Source organism: Pseudarthrobacter sp. PH31-O2 (assembly GCF_030063265.1).
GTDB lineage: Bacteria > Actinomycetota > Actinomycetes > Actinomycetales > Micrococcaceae > Arthrobacter.
Genome location: NZ_JASIST010000003.1, coordinates 77,850 through 94,084 on the forward strand (window position 1 = coordinate 77,850; position 16,235 = coordinate 94,084).

16 protein-coding genes are annotated in these 16,235 nt (G+C 67.5%); 6 read left to right on the plus strand and 10 right to left on the minus strand.

What is annotated here, in order from left to right:
* Positions 1-77 precede the first annotated feature (77 nt).
* Genes QMG72_RS06295 through QMG72_RS06305 form a run of 3 tightly spaced genes read left to right on the plus strand, consistent with a single transcriptional unit; the run spans position 78 to position 2,531 of the window.
* Positions 78-404, plus strand: coding sequence for an SHOCT domain-containing protein (locus tag QMG72_RS06295; protein WP_226773862.1), 327 nt, complete (start codon positions 78-80; stop codon positions 402-404).
* Positions 404-1,879, plus strand: coding sequence for a multicopper oxidase family protein (locus tag QMG72_RS06300; protein ID WP_226773861.1), 1,476 nt, complete (start codon positions 404-406; stop codon positions 1,877-1,879). Before QMG72_RS06295 ends, QMG72_RS06300 begins: the two co-directional genes overlap by 1 nt.
* 16 nt (positions 1,880-1,895) lie before the next feature.
* Positions 1,896-2,531, plus strand: coding sequence for a class I SAM-dependent methyltransferase (locus QMG72_RS06305; RefSeq protein WP_282359493.1), 636 nt, complete (start codon positions 1,896-1,898; stop codon positions 2,529-2,531).
* A 189-nt stretch (positions 2,532-2,720) separates the two neighbouring features.
* Here the strand turns inward: QMG72_RS06305 and QMG72_RS06310 are convergent, their stop codons facing one another.
* On the minus strand, positions 2,721-3,923 hold the full coding sequence (locus QMG72_RS06310; protein WP_226773859.1) for a fatty acid desaturase family protein: 1,203 nt from the start codon (positions 3,921-3,923) through the stop codon (positions 2,721-2,723).
* A gap of 13 nt (positions 3,924-3,936) precedes the next feature.
* Positions 3,937-5,010 carry a ferredoxin reductase gene (locus QMG72_RS06315; RefSeq protein WP_283480054.1) on the minus strand — a complete coding sequence of 358 codons (1,074 nt, stop codon included), beginning with the start codon at positions 5,008-5,010 and terminating at the stop codon, positions 3,937-3,939.
* A 100-nt stretch (positions 5,011-5,110) separates the two neighbouring features.
* Here QMG72_RS06315 and QMG72_RS06320 point away from each other — a divergent pair, with 100 nt between their 5' ends.
* Complete coding sequence (locus tag QMG72_RS06320) at positions 5,111-6,310, plus strand: PucR family transcriptional regulator (RefSeq protein ID WP_226773857.1); 1,200 nt, start codon at positions 5,111-5,113, stop codon at positions 6,308-6,310.
* A 6-nt stretch (positions 6,311-6,316) separates the two neighbouring features.
* Here QMG72_RS06320 and QMG72_RS06325 read toward each other — a convergent pair whose 3' ends face one another.
* Together QMG72_RS06325 and QMG72_RS06330 are read right to left on the minus strand one after the other, a co-directional pair.
* Positions 6,317-7,675 (minus strand): protein kinase domain-containing protein, encoded by a 1,359-nt coding sequence (locus QMG72_RS06325; RefSeq protein ID WP_283480055.1) that lies wholly within the window; start codon positions 7,673-7,675, stop codon positions 6,317-6,319.
* A gap of 205 nt (positions 7,676-7,880) precedes the next feature.
* A complete protein-coding gene (locus QMG72_RS06330) occupies positions 7,881-9,494 on the minus strand; it encodes a peptide chain release factor 3 (RefSeq protein WP_226773855.1) in 1,614 nt (537 codons plus the stop codon).
* Between the two features lie 440 nt (positions 9,495-9,934).
* Between QMG72_RS06330 and disA the strand changes: the two genes are divergently transcribed.
* Positions 9,935-11,011 carry a DNA integrity scanning diadenylate cyclase DisA gene (gene disA / locus QMG72_RS06335; RefSeq protein ID WP_226773854.1) on the plus strand — a complete coding sequence of 359 codons (1,077 nt, stop codon included), beginning with the start codon at positions 9,935-9,937 and terminating at the stop codon, positions 11,009-11,011.
* A gap of 13 nt (positions 11,012-11,024) precedes the next feature.
* Here the strand turns inward: disA and QMG72_RS06340 are convergent, their stop codons facing one another.
* Positions 11,025-11,756: a hypothetical protein gene (locus QMG72_RS06340; RefSeq protein ID WP_282359491.1), complete on the minus strand. Its 732-nt coding sequence runs from the start codon at positions 11,754-11,756 to the stop codon at positions 11,025-11,027.
* Between the two features lie 265 nt (positions 11,757-12,021).
* On the opposite strand from QMG72_RS06340, the gene QMG72_RS06345 reads away from it, so the two are divergent.
* The gene (locus QMG72_RS06345) at positions 12,022-12,840 is read left to right on the plus strand and encodes an iron-sulfur binding domain-containing protein (RefSeq protein ID WP_396021232.1); all 819 of its coding nucleotides are present in this window, start codon (positions 12,022-12,024) and stop codon (positions 12,838-12,840) included.
* Positions 12,841-12,863: 23 nt separating this feature from the next.
* Here QMG72_RS06345 and dhaM read toward each other — a convergent pair whose 3' ends face one another.
* The 5 genes from dhaM to QMG72_RS06370 all read right to left on the minus strand — a co-directional run bounded on the left by dhaM (position 12,864) and on the right by QMG72_RS06370 (position 16,204).
* Entirely contained in the window at positions 12,864-13,538 is a 675-nt protein-coding gene (gene dhaM, locus QMG72_RS06350) for a dihydroxyacetone kinase phosphoryl donor subunit DhaM (RefSeq protein WP_226773852.1), read from the minus strand.
* A complete protein-coding gene (dhaL, locus tag QMG72_RS06355) occupies positions 13,535-14,161 on the minus strand; it encodes a dihydroxyacetone kinase subunit DhaL (RefSeq protein ID WP_226773851.1) in 627 nt (208 codons plus the stop codon). The genes dhaM and dhaL overlap by 4 nt, the downstream gene beginning before the upstream one ends.
* A gap of 2 nt (positions 14,162-14,163) precedes the next feature.
* The gene (dhaK, locus tag QMG72_RS06360) at positions 14,164-15,165 is read right to left on the minus strand and encodes a dihydroxyacetone kinase subunit DhaK (protein WP_283480056.1); all 1,002 of its coding nucleotides are present in this window, start codon (positions 15,163-15,165) and stop codon (positions 14,164-14,166) included.
* 143 nt (positions 15,166-15,308) lie between these two features.
* A complete protein-coding gene (locus QMG72_RS06365) occupies positions 15,309-15,527 on the minus strand; it encodes a hypothetical protein (RefSeq protein ID WP_283480057.1) in 219 nt (72 codons plus the stop codon).
* Between the two features lie 167 nt (positions 15,528-15,694).
* Positions 15,695-16,204 (minus strand): amino-acid N-acetyltransferase, encoded by a 510-nt coding sequence (locus tag QMG72_RS06370; RefSeq protein ID WP_226773848.1) that lies wholly within the window; start codon positions 16,202-16,204, stop codon positions 15,695-15,697.
* Positions 16,205-16,235: the final 31 nt, after the last annotated feature.

The following is a 16,235-nucleotide window of genomic DNA, read 5'->3' on the forward strand; positions in this document are numbered from 1 at the left end:
GGACAGGACAGGACAGGACAGGACAGGACAGCGGCGCGGGGCGAGCGGCGAGCGGCGAGGGGCGAGAGGAAGCGGCCATGATGGGAAACTACGGAAACGGCATCGGCTGGATGTGGCTCTGGGGCGCGCTGTTGCTGGTCGGGATCGCAGCGCTGGTGCTGCTCGCGGTCCGCACGTTCAGCGGCGGAGCCGGCCGCCGCGGGCCGGCTCAACCCGGCCACTACGGCACCCCAAGCTATGGCCAGCCGGGTACTCCCCCGGCCGGCCCCGGCTTCCCCGGCACGCCGGGCACACCGGGCGGAAAGAGCCAGGCACGGCTGATCCTGGACGAACGTTTTGCCAAGGGCGAGCTCACCACGGAACAGTACCGCGAGAACGTGAAAGTCCTCGGCGAGGAATCCTAGTGCGGCCAATCAGCCGTCGCAGCACCCTGCTCCTGGGCGGCCTCGGCACGGCGGCCACTGTGGCAGGCGGAGCCGGGCTGTGGTGGTCCCTGGCTTCCGCCGAGCCACCGAACGGTGGAATGGCCGACGCGGAGGGCCCCGGACTGCGCATCCCCCCGGAACTTCGCAGCACGGCCGGCAAGCTGCAACTCACCCTTGAAGCCGCGCACGGCCAAGTCGAGCTTGGCGGCCGCCCTGCCAGCGCGCTGTGCTACAACGGCACTTCTCCAGGCCCCACCCTGCGGCTGCGCCCCGGAGACGAGCTCACCATCCGGCTGGTGAATGGCCTGGACGAAGCAACCAACCTGCACGTCCATGGCCTGCACGTGTCCCCGCAAGCCAATGGCGACAACGTGTTTCTCGCCGTCAGGCCCGGGGAGGCGTTCGACTACAGCTACCGGCTGCCTCCGGACCATCCGCCGGGCGTGTACTGGTACCACCCGCATCACCATGGCACGGTGGCCGGGCAGATCTTCGCCGGTCTTTTCGGTGCGATTATCGTCGAGGACTCCGGGACCATCCCGGTGAGCGCGGACCGGGTGCTGCTGGTCTCGGACACCACCCTGGACAGCGCCGGCAGCGTCGCCGCTGTGTCGCAGCCGGAGCGGATGGCGGGCCGGGAAGGCGAATTACTCCTGCTCAACGGTCAACGCAACCCGCTGCTCACCGCCCGCCCGGGCGAACGGGAACGCTGGCGGATTATCAACGCCTGCGCCGCCCGCTTCCTGCGGCTCCGGCTGGACGGCCAGCGGCTGGACCTGATTGGCATGGATTCGGGACGGTCCCCCGTGCCCGGCAGAGTTGAGGAACTCCTGCTGGCGCCGGGAAACCGGGCGGACCTGCTGGTGACGGCAACTGCCGGCGACACCGTTTTACAGGCGCTTCCCTACAACCGTGGCAGTATGCCTGGCATGATGCGGCAGGGGCCGCTTACCGGCCGCGGGCCGGCGGCGCTGGCCGTCTTTCGGGTCAGCGGCGAATCCGCGGACGCGCCCGCTGCGGTCCCGCCCCGGCCGGCGCCGGAGGACCTCCGAACGGCCACCGTCACCGCGCGCCGGCAGCTGCTCCTGGCCATGGGCATGGGCATGGGACAAGGAAGGCCGTCCGGCATGATGGGGTTCAGCATCAACGGCCGCGAATTCAGCGGCTCCCGTACCGATACGGTAGTGCCGGCCGGAAGCGTGGAGGAATGGACGCTGGTCAACACCAGCCCCATGGACCACCCTTTCCACCTCCATGTGTGGCCGATGCAGCTCATCGAGGACAACGGCCAGGCAGTCGAGGGCGTTATCATGCGGGACGTGGTGAATGTGCGGGCGAACGGGCGGGCCACGGTCCGGATCGCGTTCCGTGACTTTAGCGGCCGCTCTGTCTACCACTGCCACATCCTGGACCATGAGGACCTGGGAATGATGGGAGTAATTGAGGTCAGCTGACCGGAAAAGAGGCCACATGCCCGAGACGAGCCCACCCAGCCGATCGTTCGGACGATCTTTCGCCCGCGTCGGTCCGCGGATGGACGCCCGCGGCGCAGCGGACCACCGGCGGCGCCTCGTGGCAGCGGCACGCGGCGTCGTCATCGAAATCGGGGCCGGCTACGGTGCCACCTTCGAGTTCTATCCCTCCGCTGTGAGAACCGTGCTGGCCCTCGAACCGGACCCCACCCTCCGGGAGCTGGCCCGGAACGCCGCCCGCAACGCATCCGTGCCGGTCATGGTGCAGGACGGCGTGGCGGAGTCGCTGCCCGCGGCGGATGCCTCCGTCGACGTTGTGGTCTCCAGCCTGGTGCTGTGCAGCGTCGCGGACCAGTCCGTTGCCCTGGCGGAGGTGGTTCGGGTCCTGCGGCCGGGCGGGCTGCTGCTGTTCTACGAGCACGTCCGCTCGGCGCACCGGGTGCTTGCTGCCGCTGAGGACCTGATTACGCCGTTGTGGAGCCGTTTGGCGGGCGGCTGCCACCCGAACCGGGACACCGTTGGCGGCATCGCCCGGGCGGGGTTTACAGTCCAGGGGCTTGAGCGCTTCGGTTTCTCGGTCCTGCCGGGCAACCCGCCGCTGGCGCACGTGCTTGGGGTGGCGGCCAGAGACTGACACCCGGACCGTCGCGACGTTCCCGCCCGGCTGCGGACACCCGCGGGCCTGGCGCTGGCCGGAATCCGCGCACTTCCCGGCCCCGCCGGGCCGTCCGGGCAGGCCACTGGGACGGAGCACCGGCCACAACACGCAGCAGGGGCGCCCACCGGTACGGCGGGCCCCCCTGCTTCAGTCGGATCGGTTGAGCTAGGCCTTCTTGGGCGGCAAAGCGAGCTTAAAGACCTTGGCCCAGGTGGAGCCGACCTGCTTCCAGATCGGGCCGGTGGTGTACGGCAGGCCGTAGCGCCTGCAGATCTCCTGCACCTTCGGGGCCACCTCCGCGTAGCGGTTGGACGGGATGTCCGGGAAAAGGTGGTGCTCAATCTGGTGCGAGAGGTTGCCGGTCATCAGGTGCATAAACTTGGAGCCGGAGATGTTGGCGGAGCCGATCATCTGCCGCACGTACCAGTCGCCGCGGGTCTCACCTTCGACCATTTCTTCGGTGAAGGTGTCGGTCCCGTCGGGGAAGTGCCCGCAGAAAATAACCGCGTGGGCCCAGACGTTTCGAACTGCGTTCGCGGTCAGGGTGCCGTAGAGCGCCTGCTTGCCGGAGCCGGTCAGCATGGCGACGGCGGGCGTGGCCGCGTAGTCCTTGGTGAACTGCTTGAGGGCCTTGCGGCCCAGCGCCTTGAGGTCCTTGGTGAGGGCTTCCTTGGACTTTTTGCCCTCTTTGTAATCCTGCAGCTCAAGATCGTAGATCGCGATGCCCCACTCGAAGACCGGTGCCAGCAGTGCGTTGTACACCGGGTTGCCGAGGTTGAACGGCTTCCATTCCTGCTGGGCGTCCATACGCAGCAGGTTGTATCCGACGTCGTTGTCCTTGCCGATGACGTTGGTCCAGCGGTGGTGCAGGTCGTTGTGGGTGTGCTGCCAGGCGCGCGCCGGGGTAACGAAGTCCCACTCCCAGGTGGTGGAGTGGATGTCCGGGTCCCGCATCCAGTCCCACTGGCCGTGCAGGATGTTGTGCCCCAGCTCCATGTTTTCCAGGACCTTGGCGAAGCTCAGCAGCGTGGTTCCGGTGACCCAGGCTGCCTTGTTCTTGCTCACCAGCAGGGCGGCCCGGCCGGAGATCTCCAGTCCGCGCTGGATCTTGATCATACGGCGGATGTAGGCGGCATCGGACGCCCCGCGCTTGGCAAGGATGTCGTCCTTGATCGCGTCGAGTTCACGGCCGAGCTCCGCGACCTGCTCATCGGAGAGGTGCGCGGCGGCCGGCGGCCGAACGGTCGGGCTGCCGGACTCGGCGAGGGCACCGGGCCGCGTCTTCACGGAAGCGGGCGCCTTGGCAGAGTCATTGGCGCCCTGGGGAGCGTCCTCGGACAGGTCCTGCTTGTCAGAAACAATCGTCATGCTGTGGTACTCCTCAGAGGTCGAGGTTAACGGGTCCGGCGGCTGCCGAAACACACGTCTGGATTAGTTGGCCGGGCTCGCCATGGACTTCATCCGTGCGCAGGTCACGGACCTGGCCGGCCCGGAGCGGGATGAGGCAGCTGTGGCAGATGCCCATCCGGCACCCGCTGGGCATTAGGACGCCGGCATCCTCGCCGACGTCGAGCAGCGGAGTGTCGCCGCCGGCTTCGACTTCGCGGTCCGACGCCTCGAAGGTGACCAATCCGCCGTCGTGCCCTGAACCGCCGGCCAGCTTGGTGCTGAAGCGTTCGATCGTGAGGCTGGCTTCCGGCTGTGCCACCGCGGTGGCGGCCTCAGCTTCCCAGAGCGCCTCGGCGTCGTCCAGGAAGCTTTCGGGGCCGCAGGCGTAAGCGGCGCGCTGGCGCCAGTCCGGGCAAAGTCCGTCCAGCTCGGCCGTCGACGTGAAATCCAGCCGTCCACGTTCGCCGGTGAACCAGTTGGTGACCTGGAAATTGGGGAACTGGTCCGCGAGTTCGGCCAATTCTTCGCGGAAGATGGCATCCGCCGGGGTCCGGGCCGTGTGAATGAGGACAACGTCGGAGTCGGGCCGGTGCTGCACGAGGGTGCGGATCATCGACATAACGGGGGTGATTCCGCTCCCGGCAGTAAGCATCAGCAGTGGCCGCGGGTGCTCCGGTAACACGAAGTCACCCTGCGGCGGCGCCAGGAAGAGAACGTCGCCGGGCTTGGTGTGGCGCACCAAAGTGCCGGAGACGGCACCCATGTCACTGACGGTGATGGCCGGGTCCTTGCCGGCGGGGGCGCTGAGCGAATACGAGCGCCAGTGGCGGACGCCGTCAAGCTCGACGCCAATGCGGGCCCACTGGCCGGCGAGGTGTGCTTGCCAGCCGCGGCCGGGACGGAAGAAAATTGTGGCGGAATCGGCCGTTTCTGGAACCACCCGAGTGACCACACCGCGCAGTTGGCGGGCGGAAAACACAGGATTGAACAGCGACAGAATGTCTTCTGGAGCTAGGGGGGTGGTCAGTAGAGATGCGGCGCGCGCCAGCTTACGGAGCCGGATCATGTATCAAGCTTATGTCAGTGGCGGTCATACTTCTTCACCCTAGGCATACGATCGACGTAGATAAACTGTCTCCCCGCAACAACATATTGGAACCAGGCCCATGAATACAGCCCCGTCGGGCACTCCCGCTTCCGCTGCCGATCCGCCGTGGCTGGCCTTGCCGCGTGAGGTCAGTGACGTGCTCCGGCCGATGATGCCGGGAATTGTCGAGGCCATCATCGACGCCGTGCCGCAGCTTGTTCCGGCCTACGCCAGGCCGATTGAAGGCCGCTTCGGCCGCGGGCTGCGCCGGGGGGTGGCCGCGGCACTGGAGCGCTTCCTGCAGTTGCCGGCAACCCGGCTGCCTGCCCTTTCGGAGGAGAGCAGGCAACTCGTGGCAGGGCTGGGGAGCGGGGAGTTCCGGCAGGGACGGAGCATGGACGCGCTGCTGAGCGCCTACCGGATGGGGGCCCGCGTCACCTTCCGCGAGATGTCCAGGGTTTCGGTGGAACACCACCTTGGCCAGAGCGTGGTGGTGGACCTGGGTGAATCGATCCTGGCCTACATCGACGAACTGTCCGCCGTCAGCGCCGAAGCCTACGCCTTTGAACAATCGGAACGTGCCGGCGCGGTGGACCGCCGGCGCACCGAACTGCTCGACCTGCTCCTGCTGGGACAGGCGGATGAGGCGGCACTGCGCCAGACTGCTGCGATGGCGGACTGGTCGTTGCCGCAGCGGATGGTGGTGGTGACCCTGCCGGTGGACCGGGCCGCGGGGCTGCGGCTGAGGCTGGGCGCCGGAACACTTGTGATCGAACGCGAGACCGACGCCGTTGCCCTGGTTCCGGCCCGGCAGTCACCCTCCGCGCGGGCGGACCTTGAGAAAGCCTTGCGTGGCCGCGGGGCGGCGGTTGGGCCCGCCGGGAGCTGGGAGAAAGTCCCCGATTCGCTGCGTCTGGCAGTGCTCGCTGCCTCGGTCCTGCAGCCCCGGGACGGCCCGGAGGACCCGCCCATCTGGGCGGACGAGCATTTGGCCGAGGTGATCCTCGGGGCGGAGCCCTCAGCAATCGCAGAACTGGCCAACCGCAGGCTGGCGCCGCTGGAGGGGCTGCGCCCGGCGCAGCGGGAGCGGCTCGCGGAGACGCTGCTGTCCTGGCTGCGGCACTGGGGCCAGCGTGGTCCGGTGGCCGCAGAGCTCGGCATCCACCCGCAGACGGTGGGGTACCGGGCGGCGCAGCTGCGCGAGTTGTTCGGCGACGCCTTGGAGGACCCCGAGGCGCGGTTTGAGCTGGAACTGGCGCTCCGTGCCGGCTGGCGCTAATACCTGCTAACTGGCGATCGCTTCCCTGCTCTGCAACCGCATCTCCAGGTCATTCATCACGATCGCTGCCAGGTCCTCCAGCGCACGTGTATCGGCGGCGCTGAACACCCGGGGTTCCCGGTCCAAGATGCAGAAGGTGCCCAGGTTGTAGCCGTCGGGGGTGCGCAGCGGGACTCCGGCGTAGAACTGCAGGCCGAACTCGCCCGCCACCAGGGGGTTGGCGAGGCTGCGGGGATCCCGGGTGGCGTCCTCCACGATCCAGGTTTCGTCCTGCAGGATCGCGGAGGCGCACAGCCCCGGGTCGCGGCCAATCTGCGTAACGTCAGTGCCGTGATGGGCCTTGAACCAGATCCGGTCGTGGTCCACCACGCTCACGATCGCCACGGGCACGGCGAACATCCGTGCCGCGAGGCGTGCGATCCGGTCGAAGGCACCGTCGGACGGCGTGTCGAGGATCCGGTAGCGCTCCACCGCGCGCATCCTGGCTTCCTCGCCGGTCCCGCCGGGGGCTGCCTCCAGGCGGTGGCGGGCCGCGCCGTTGATGACTTCCTGGCGCAGCGCGAGGGAAACCTCCCGGGCCGGCGGCCGATCCGCCGGGTCCCGGGCAAGCATGGAGGACAGCAGCGACGTCCAGATGGGGGCAAGTTCTTCGGGGATGTCCGGGTCGTGGAGCAGCCGCGCGACGGCGGACTGGATGGGGGCACCGGGGTACGCCATCTTTCCGGTTAACCCTTCGAGCAGCACCAGTCCGAGGGAATATACATCGCTGAGCGGCCCGGCCGGTTCACCGGCAGCCTGCTCCGGGCTCAGGTAAGCGGGCGTCCCGGAGGTTCCGGAGTCGTCGCCCACGGGTCCGCTGCCCGTCATCACGGCAACACCGAAGTCGCTGAGCTTGGCCCGGGGGCGCCTGTCGTCGTTGCTGTAATCGACCAGCAGGATATTGGCCGGCTTTACATCGCGGTGCACAATCCCGTGATGATGAATGTAGGAGAGTCCGTCCGCCAGGTCGTGGCCGATCAGGGCCATGTGTGCAGCGGAGAGCGGCCCCTGGGCGGCACGGTGGCGCAGGTCCAGTCCGCGGACCAGTTCCATCACGAGGTAGGTGAGGCGCGCCTCCGGGTCGCTGAGGTCCGCGCCGGCGTCGAACAGCGTCACCAGGGCGTGGTGGCCCATCCCCGCGAGGATGCGGACCTCCTGCCCCTGCCGGCGGGTATGTTCAAGATCATCCGCGTCGTCCCGGAAGAGTTTGACTGCCACTTCCCGCTGCAGGAGTTCGTCATGGGCTCGGTACACGGTGGACTGGCTTCCCGTGCCGATGAGGGCTTGGATCCGGTAGCGGCCGCTCAGCAGGAAGCCTGGTTCCATGCCGAGTTTTCTGTTGTAGTCAGTCAAAGAGTGTTCGTTGTCCCTTAAAGTGCGGGGCCCGCCGACGAAATCGCGCGGATCAGTCCAAAAAGCCGAAAGGTGGGGCGCCCGCATCATTAGCAAGGTTACTTATGATACCGCGGAAAGGTGATTCAGGAAGACCTGCGGCGGATCATCCTGCCACGCACGCACGCGGTGCCGGCAGCTACTTGGCGGGGTTGTGCGTGCCGATCGGCAGCAGTGTCAGGTCCGGGTGGTTCTTTTCGATCCGGCGCAGGGCCCAGACGTCGTTGAACAAGGCCAGGTATTCGCCATCGGAGCGCAGCAGCACCTCGGCCCCGGGGACGTTGGCCAGCGCCGGCATGGCGTCCGCCGTCGAAATCCGGGCGATCGAGTACGGCAGCCGTTCCAGCCGCATCGGCGCACTGAAATCGTGCGCCATCCGGTCTTCAACTACCTCGAACTGCATGGGCCCGACGGCGGCCAGCACCGGGGCCTGGTCGCCGCGGACGTCCGAACGGAGCACCTGGATAACGCCCTCGTGCTCAAGCTGTTCGATGCCGCGGCGGAACTGCTTGAAACGGCTGGGGTCCTTGGACCGCGCCACCTGAAAATGCTCCGGGGCGAACAGCGGGATCGCGGGGAACTCCACCGGCTTCTCGACAAACAGGCTGTCCCCGACCCGCAACGAGGAGGCGTTCACCAGGCCCACAACATCACCGGGGAATGCCTCGTCGATTACCTCGCGCTCCCGGCCGAAGACTTGCTGGGCGTACTTGGTGGCGAAGGACTTGCCGGTCCGCCCCTGGGTCACCACCATGCCACGTTCGAAAACGCCGGAGCAGACCCTGATGAAGGCGACGTGGTCCCGGTGCGCCTTGTTCATGCCGGCCTGGACCTTAAAGACGAATCCGGCGAAGGGCGCGTCGACGGCCCGCGGGGCACCGTCAACGTCGGGCCGCGGGGCCGCGGGCGGGGCGAAGTCCACGAGGGCATCAAGGATCTCCTTGACGCCGAAGTTCAGCGCTGCGGAGCTGAAAAGGATCGGGGTCGCCTCTCCGGCGTGGAAGGCGTCGATGTCGAACTCCAGGTTGGACTCGATCACCAGCCCGGCCTCATCGACGGCGTTGGACCAGTCCTCGCCCTGGCTGGCCGCGGCCGCCTCCGGCGTGAAGTATTCGGTAAGCGCGATGTTGGCGCCGGAATTGTTTCGCTTGAACTGGGCGAAACGGTCATTGCGCAGGTCCCAGACACCGCGGAAGTCACCGGAGATGCCCACGGCCCAGGTCAGCGGCATCGGCTTCAGGCCGGTGCGCTCGGTGATTTCGTCCATTAGCGCCAGCGAGTCCAGGCCGGGGCGGTCCCATTTGTTGATCACCGTGATGATCGGCAGGTTGCGCTGCTTGCAGACCTCGAAGAGCTTCATCGTCTGGGTTTCCAGGCCCTTGGCGGCGTCCACAAGCATCACGGCGCAGTCTACGGCGGCCAGCACCCGGTAGGTGTCCTCGGAGAAGTCGGCGTGGCCGGGGGTGTCCAGCAGGTTGATCACGGTGTCCCGGTAGGAGAACTGCAGCGCCGCGGAGCTGATCGAGATACCGCGGTCCTTTTCCATCTGCATCCAGTCCGAGACGGTTTCCTTGCGGTTGGCCTTGCCGCTGGAGGCGCCGGCAGTGCCGATCACCTTTGCGTGCAGCGCGAGCGCCTCGGTCAGCGTGGATTTACCCGCGTCGGGGTGCGAAATGACCGCGAAAGTCCGACGCCGGGCCGCCTGCTTGTGAATCTCCTGGACTCGGGCGGGGCTAAGGACTTCTTGAGACACGATGCTACTTTCGCTGCGGCGTTGGTGGTGGCGCCCCCGGGCCTGCCGGGCCCGGCTGGGCCGGTGGGATCGCGGGTGATTCTGTTGGGATTTCGGCGTGGTGCGATGTGTGCCGGGGGCGGCGGGCCGCCCGACGGTTCACCCAAGGGTCCAAGTTTATCGCAGCCGGGGCTGCCGCCGCGAAGCGGGTGCAGCCCCGGGTCGAAACGGTCGAACCGTGGGCCAAATATGCCGGTCCGGGATATGGCCCGGGGGGGGCGTTCTTCGGGCGGTCCCACGCGCGTCGCAATGGACCACTTTGGGGCTTGTCCGTGCGGAACTTGGCTCCCTTTGCCTCTACTATGGTGGGAGCGGGAAACCGAGTACTTTTGATCCTGCCGGCCAACACTGGAAACCGGCGCACTTGCGGGCTGAGACCTGCACCTTTGAAGGGAAAATCTATGGCTCGGAGCCCGGAAGATTCGCTCAAGGCTACGCTGGGCCGAGTGGCACCGGGCACCGCACTTCGCGACGGACTGGAACGCATCCTTCGCGGCCGGACCGGGGCCCTGATCGTGCTGGGCATCGACAGGACCATCGAGTCAATCTGTTCGGGCGGATTCGACATCGGCATCGATTTTTCCCCCACCCGGCTGCGCGAACTGGCGAAGATGGACGGTGCCATCATCTGCGACAAGGACGCCAGCAACATTCTGCGCGCGGCCGTGCAGCTGGTCCCGGATTCCAGCATCGAAACCCAGGAGTCCGGGACCCGGCACCGGACCGCTGAGCGCGTCGCGATCCAGACCGGCGTGCCGGTGATCTCGGTGAGCCAGTCCATGCAAATCATCGCGCTGTATGTCAACGGGCTGCGGCACGTGCTGGAAGGTTCGGAGAAGGTCCTGGCCCGCGCCAACCAGGCCCTGGCTACCTTGGAGCGCTACCGCTCGCGACTGGACCAGGTGACCAGTTCGCTCTCCGCCCTGGAAATCGAGGCAATGGTGACCGTCCGCGATGTGGCGGTGACGCTGCAGCGCCAGGAGATGGTGCGCCGGATTTCCGAGGAGATTTCGCAGTACGTGCTGGAGCTCGGCGAGGACGGGCGGCTGCTCTCGCTCCAGCTGGACGAGCTGACGGTGGGACGCGGCCCGGGCAGTGATGTGATCATCCGGGATTACTCAGGCCCGGACACTTCTGCAGAGGACATCGACCAGGCGGTGAAGGCGCTGGTGAACCTTGGCCCCACCGAGCTGATCGACTTGGGAAAAATTGCCGGGATCGTTGGCTTCGCGGGCGGCGAGGCCAACCTCGACGCCGTGGTCCAGCCGCGCGGCTACCGGCTGCTTTCCGGGTTGAAGGCCGTGCCGAAGGCCGTCGCCGACCGCCTGGTGGACCACTTCGGCGGCCTGCAGTTCCTGATGGCGGCCACGATTGATGACCTGATGACCGTCGATGGCATCGGCGACCAGCGTGCCCGGACGGTCCGCGAGGGACTCAGCCGGATGGCCGAGGCAAGTCTCCTGGACAGGTTCCTGTGAGGTCCGCCGGGGTCTAATTCAGCTGGAACACGGCTTTGGGGCTGGTCTTTCCCGCCAGCCGGGCGGTGAAGACGTAATAGGCGCCGCCGGCGCCCGGTTTGGCCTCGATCGGCGCGCAGCCCTGAACCGTGCGGTTGCGCTGCCAGGGGAAATTGGCCGTTTCACTCTGACCCGGCGCGATGGTCTTCACGAGTTCGGTCGCGTCCGACTGGCAGTCGGTGGATGAAAAGATCCGGTCCGAGCCGCTCGTGACGAGGAACTCCATCTGGGACGTGCCGATATTGATCTCACAAGGCACCCGGTTGCCGTTCGTCACCTTGAGCGTGAGCAACGGATTTTCGCCTGCCGCGTAGGCTGGCTTGTCCGTGGACGCCGCGACAGTCACGAGGTTCTGCTCGCAGCCGTTGCCCGTCGGAGTGGCCGAAGGAGACGCCGTGGCCTGCGGAGTGCCGGCCGGCGTCGCTACCGGCGCGGAAGCAGCAGCTGCTCCGTCCGAGGAGGGCGCCCCGGCGTTGAGCAGGCTGGCGGCGGCGGCAAATCCGCCGAGGCCGAGCGCAATCACGAGCAGGAGTGCGGCGCCAACGAACAGCCTGCGACGGCGGTACACCGCGCTGCCTGGTTTCCGGGCAGGCCGGCGGACGGTATTGCGCGTCGATGCGCCCGCCCGGTTCCGGCCCGAGCCCGCTCCGCTGCCGGAAGCGCCCTGACGGGAGCCGTGAGTTCCTGGATTGTCTTGCCTGCCCATCCTTCTAGGCTAGAGACCCGCGCCGGGTATCGGGCCCTCCCACGCCGCGGGCGGACTGTGGCCCTTATCTATTACGCTTGAATCCATCAAAGCCCTCACCGATTCCCCCACCGCCCCTGCTGCCGCGGACCCGCCTGGCCTTCCTGCGGCCGTTTCGCCGGCGGCCCTGCACAACGTCTTCGACACCTGGTTCCGCGCGAACGCAAGGGACCTTCCGTGGCGGGCAGCTGAATGCACGGCCTGGGGCGTACTTGTCAGCGAGATCATGCTGCAGCAGACCCCGGTGGTGCGTGTGCTGCCCGTCTGGGAGGAATGGCTGCGGCGCTGGCCGCAGCCGGCCGATCTGGCCGGCGAGCCGGCCGGCGAAGCGGTCCGGGCCTGGGGCCGGCTGGGGTATCCGCGGCGGGCGCTGCGCCTGCATGCGGCCGCAGTAGCCATCGGCACCGATCACGGCGGAAAGGTTCCCGGCACGTACCCGGAGCTGCTGGAACTTCCCGGCGTGGGAAGCTACACGGCAGCGGCGGTCGCGGCGTTCGCCTTTGGCAGCCGCGAAACAGTGGTGGACACCAACATCCGGCGCGTGCACGCACGCCTGTTTTCCGGTGCCGCGCTGCCGTCGCCATCGCTCACCGCCGCAGAGACCCGGCTTGCCGCGCAGGCGCTGCCGGACGACGCCGCGTCCTCCGTCCGCTGGAACGCCGCGGTGATGGAACTCGGCGCCCTGGTGTGCACTGCGCGGTCGCCGAAGTGCGGGCAATGTCCGGTCAGCGGCTCATGCGCCTGGCTCGCAGCCGGGGAGCCGCCGCCGACGTACACACCGAAGGGCCAGTCATGGCACGGAACTGACCGCCAGGTCAGGGGTGCCGTAATGGCGGTGCTCCGGGTCGCAGAGTCGCCGGTCGACCCGGAGCTTTTTGCGCAAGCCGCCGTCGACCTTGGCTTCGAACCGGCCGGAATCGACATCCCGCTGGCCGCCCTGCACCGGCTCAATTGCGCTCCGGAGCAACTCGAACGCGCGCTGTCCGGGCTGCTCAGCGATGGCCTGGCGGAACTGCACCCGGCCGGGATCCGGTTGCCGGCCTGACTTCCGCCCGGCCCGCGACCGGTCTACGGTTCGCCGAAGCCAGCAGTGATAAGTCCGCGCAGGTAGTCCACGGCTTGGGTGGCATCCGGGCCGCTGGCCTCCACGTGCAGCACCGTACCTTTCACCGCCCCGAGCATCATCAGCTCCGTCATCGACGCGCCATCGGCGCCGCTGATGGTCACCTCGGCGTCCATGCCGGACAGGCCGCCGGCAATCTTCGCGGCCGGACGGGCATGCATACCGGCCTGGTTAACAAGTTCGAAATCACCGCTCGCCTCCGGCGGCCGGTGGCCGTGCGGGTGTTGCCCCGCGGCCGGCGGCCGGTACACGGCCTCCGCGGCGTCCCTCACGGCCGCCAGATCCGCGCCTGACTGGGCCGCCACGGCGGCCGCGACAAGTCCTTCAACCAGGGGCGCATCGGCCAGCAATACCAAGCCGGGATCCGCCAGGAACTCCACCGCGGATTCGGCTGTCATCACCGCCGAGCCAAGATCGGTCAGGACCACAATGCCGTCGGTGCTGGCGTCCCCGGCCTGCTCCAGCGCCGCCATGACCAGCTCGAGGCTGGTGCCGATCCTGCCGTCGCCGGTACCGCCTGCGGCGAGGATCATCACATCTGGCGCCATCTGGGCGGCTAGCTCGGCGGCGCCGTCGGCAATCTTTTCGCTGTGCGAGACAACGACAAGGTTGACCGTCATTCGGCAGCCCCGGCGGCCGCGCGCAGGATCAGGGCGGTCGAGACGGCGCCCGGATCCCGATGACCGATGCTGCGCTCCCCCAGATAGCTGGCGCGGCCCTTGCGCGCGAGCATCGGGTCGGTAGCGACGGCCCCCGCTTCGGCAGCCTCCGCAGCGGCCAGCAGGACCTTGAGGACGTCGCTGTCTCCGGCCGCGGAAGCGGCCGCGTCAACGGCCGGAGTCCAGGCATCAACCATCGTTTTGTCCCCTGAATCGGCCTTTCCGCGGGCCACAATCCCGTCCCTTGCCGCCCGGAACGCAGCGGCGAGTGTGTCCGAGTCAATCTCGGCCGCCTCACCCAGCGCCGTGCCGGCACGCAGGAACGCGGTGCCGTAGAGCGGGCCGGCAGCTCCGCCAACCTTGGACATCAGGGTCATCGCTGTCAGTTTCAGTGCCGCTCCCGCCGTTTCCGGCGGCGCTTCGGCAATCTTGGCCATCACCGCTTTGAAGCCACGGTCCATGTTCTCGCCGTGGTCCGAATCGCCGATCGGCCTGTCCAGTTCAATGAGTTCCTCCCGGTGCTCCGCCATGGCCGCGGCCGTGAGGGTCAGCCACCGCAGCGCCCAGTTGACGTCAAGCCCCACGGTCAGGCACCCCAGCGGAGGGCGGGAGTGTGGACGGGGGCGTCCCAGAGTGCCGTCAATTCAGCATCCAGGCGCAGGACGGTAAGGGAGCACCCCTGCATTTCGAGGGCAGTGATGTAATTGCCGACCAGCGAGCGTTCCACCGTGATCCCCTGTGCGGCCAACTGCTGCGCGGCTCGGCGGTAGACGATGTACAGCTCACTCAATGGGGTACCGCCCATGCCGTTGACGAACAACAGTACCTTGTCCCCGGACGCCAGCCCGAGGTCGCTGACCACAGGTTCCAGCAGGCGGTCGGCGATGCCGTCGGCGTTCTCCATCGGAATCCGGTGCCGGCCGGGCTCGCCGTGGATACCGATGCCGATTTCGATTTCGTTTTCCGCCAGCACGAAGCTGGGCGCCCCCGCGTGCGGGACTGTGCAGGCGGTCAAGGCAACACCCATACTGCGTACGTTGTGGTTGACCCTGTCGCCGATGGCTGCCACGGCATCGAGGTTGTCCCCCCGCTCCGCCGCGGCACCGGCGATCTTCTCCACCAGGACGGTTCCGGCTACACCGCGGCGTCCGGCGGTGTAGAGCGAATCTTCCACCGCCACGTCGTCGTTGACCAGCACGGTGCGGATTTCCACGCCTTCCGCCTGGGCCAGCTCGGCAGCGGTCTCAAAGTTGAGGACGTCCCCGGTGTAGTTCTTCACGATGTGCACAACGCCGGCGCCTGAGTTGACGGCCAGGGTCGCCGGGAGGATCTGGTCGGGTGTGGGCGAGGTGAACACGGGACCCGGCACCGCGGCGTCGAGCATTCCCATGCCGACGTAGCCGCCGTGCAGGGGCTCGTGCCCGCTGCCTCCGCCGGAGACCAGCCCGACCTTCCCTGCCACCGGAGCGTCCTTGCGCACGATGTACTTCGGGTCCGCGAAGACGGTCACGAGGTCGGCGTGGGCAAGCCCAAAACCCTCCACTGACTCGTCAACCACGGCCCGGGGATCATTGATGAGTTTCTTCATGGCTGTGCTCCCTGGATGGTGTCCTGGCTGCTTGCTTAGACCCTACTACCGGGCACCTGCCAGCGGTAGGGGCCCAAAGTGCCGCGCCGGACGCGAAGCGCTGGCGCCCCGGCCGGCGGCTCTCCGCGCGGTCCGCGGCGCCATCAGCAGGGTTCGTCGGCCCGCAGCGAAACGGTCGGCCAGGCGTCGCTGCCCAGCCAGGAGAAGGGCGGGGTATTCAGCCGCCGCAGGGCGTCCCCGTCGCGCGGTTCCGGCCCCGAAACAAGTCCCTGGCCGTGATCCGCCGCAGGGTCCTGGCCGGGATCTTCGCCGGCGGGCGGTGCTGCGGTGTGCCGGGCTGTTATGCCGCCTGACATCGTCATTTGGAATGCGGAAAAATCAGGAAAGATGGCGCGCTCGTGCAATTTCTTGCCTCCGAAAAGAGAGATGGCCCACCCCCTGGACCGGGATCAGTTTATCCATCAGATTTATTGATGGGAAGACCCCGTCCCCGATCCGCACCGTGTCGCTTTCCGGCGCCGGCCCGGGCTTAGAGCGCTTTGATCATCCGGGTGTTTCCGAGTGTATTGGGCTTCACCCTGGCAAGGTCGAGGAACTCGGCGACACCCTCATCGTGGGAGCGCAGCAACTCGGAATAGACCACGGGGTCCACCGCGGACTGGTCCGCCATCACTTCGAAGCCGTGTCTTTTGAAGAAGTCAACCTCGAAGGTGAGGCAAAAGACGCGGGAGATTCCCAATGCACGGGCATCCGCCAGCAGCCGCTCAACCAGGAGATGGCCCACGCCGGTACCGCGCCAGGCATCCGACGCCGCGAGCGTGCGCACTTCGGCGAGGTCTTCCCACATCACGTGCAGCGCCCCGCAGCCGATCACTTCGCCGTCGGGCGACTCGGCGATCCGGAACTCCTGGAGGCTCTCGTAGTAGGCCACGGTTTCCTTGGCCATCAGAATCCGCTGTTCGGCCAGCGGCGCCACGAGGGTCTTGATCGCCCCGACATCGCTGGTACGGGCAAGGCGGATGAGGATAGGTTCAGTCACAGCCCAATCCTACGGCGCGCGTTTTGTGCCG